This is a genomic window from Streptomyces oryzae (assembly GCF_017676365.1).
Lineage (GTDB): Bacteria > Actinomycetota > Actinomycetes > Streptomycetales > Streptomycetaceae > Streptomyces > Streptomyces oryzae.
In genome coordinates this window covers 1-1,531 of record NZ_JADKMA010000401.1, presented here as the reverse complement: position 1 = coordinate 1,531, position 1,531 = coordinate 1, and the positions used below count along the sequence as shown (strand labels likewise).

Below are 1,531 nucleotides of genomic sequence, written 5' to 3'. Positions count from 1 at the left end.
GTCCCTGTCCCCGCCCCCGTGGCCTCCGCGACCGTGTCGGCAGGGCTCGTCGTCATGTGGAGCTCCGGCTTCATCGGCGCCGAGCTCGGCACCCGGCAGGCCGCCACCGACACCCTGCTGATGTGGCGGTTCCTCGCCGCGACGGCGCTGCTGGGCGGCGCCTGGCTGCTGTGGCGCCGACGGCGGCTGCACCCGCGTGCCCTCGCCGAACAGGCGGCCATCGGGCTGCTCTCCCAGGGCGTCTACCTCGGCTCCACCGTGTGGGCCGTCGGCCTCGGCGTCCCGTCCGGCACCTCGGCGCTGATAGCCGCGCTCCAGCCGCTGGCCGCGGGCGCGCTGGCCGGACCGCTGCTCGGCGAGCGGGTCACCCGCCGCCAGTGGACCGGGCTCCTGGCCGGTCTGGGCGGCGTGGCGCTCGTCGTACGCGACGACCTCGCCGCGCCGGGAGCGGCACCGCCCTGGGCGTACGCGCTGCCCTTCGCCGGGATGGCGGGGCTGCTCGCCGCCAGCTTCCTGGAGCGCCGCGCCCGCCGTCCGCTGCCCGCCGCCGACGCCGTGCCGCTGCACTGCGCGGTCAGCGCACTGGTCTTCACGGCGGTCGCCGGGGCGCTCGGCCATGCGGCGCCCCCGGCGGCCTCCGGCGCCTTCTGGCTCGCCGTTGCCTGGGTCGTCGCGCTCTCCACCGTCGGCGGATACGGCTTCTACTGGCTGAGCCTGCGCCGCAACGGCGTCACCAGGACCAGCGCCCTGATCTACCTCACCCCGCCGACCACGCTGCTGTGGGCGTACGCGATGTTCGGCGAGGCGCCGGGCGGCGGGGCCGTGCTGGGCATGGCGGTGTGCGTCGCGGGGGTGGTGGCGGCGACGGTACGGCCGAGGAGCGCACGGACCCGGCGTACGGGCGCGGCGCACGGGACCGGCACCCAGGGCACGGCAAAGGAACTGCAAAGCCAGGCCAGTCGTTAGCCACGACATGACCGCAATGACTCCTGGCTCCAATCTGCCGCTGAGCGCACAGCGCGTGGCGGTGGACGTGACCGCACCCGGCAAGCTCGACGTCTCGGCACTGCTGCTGAGCCCGGAGGGCAAGGTCCGCTCCGATGACGACTTCGTCTTCTACAACCAGCCCACCGCCCCCGGCGTGACGCACAGCAGCGGCGCCACCGACACCATCACCGTGGAGACCGGCGCGGTGCCCGCCGGGATCGAAAAGGTCGTCGTCACCGCGAGCCTCGACGCCCCCGGCGCCACCTTCGCCGGCACGGAGCCCACCGCCACGGTCCGCGACGCCGCCACCGGCGCGGTGCTGGCCACCTTCACCCCGCCGCAACTGGGCGCCGAGACGGCCCTGTTGGTGGTGGAGGTCTACCGCAGGAACGGCGCCTGGAAGGTCCGCGCCGTCGGACAGGGGTACGCCAACGGGCTGGGCGGTATCGCCGCCGACTTCGGTGTGAATGTGGAGGAGCCCGCTGCCCCGCCCACGCCGACGGCTCCGGCGGCGACGCCGGTCCGCAGCACGCTGCGCCGGCTC

2 protein-coding genes are annotated in these 1,531 nt (G+C 75.2%); both read left to right on the top strand.

Annotated elements, in window-relative coordinates; translation table 11 throughout:
• Positions 1-54: 54 nt before the first annotated feature.
• The gene (locus ITI46_RS34415; RefSeq protein ID WP_209243977.1) at positions 55-966 is read left to right on the top strand and encodes a DMT family transporter; all 912 of its coding nucleotides are present in this window, start codon (positions 55-57) and stop codon (positions 964-966) included.
• A gap of 7 nt (positions 967-973) precedes the next feature.
• A partial coding sequence (locus ITI46_RS34410) for a TerD family protein (protein WP_209243976.1) occupies positions 974-1,531 on the top strand: 558 nt, incomplete at its 3' end.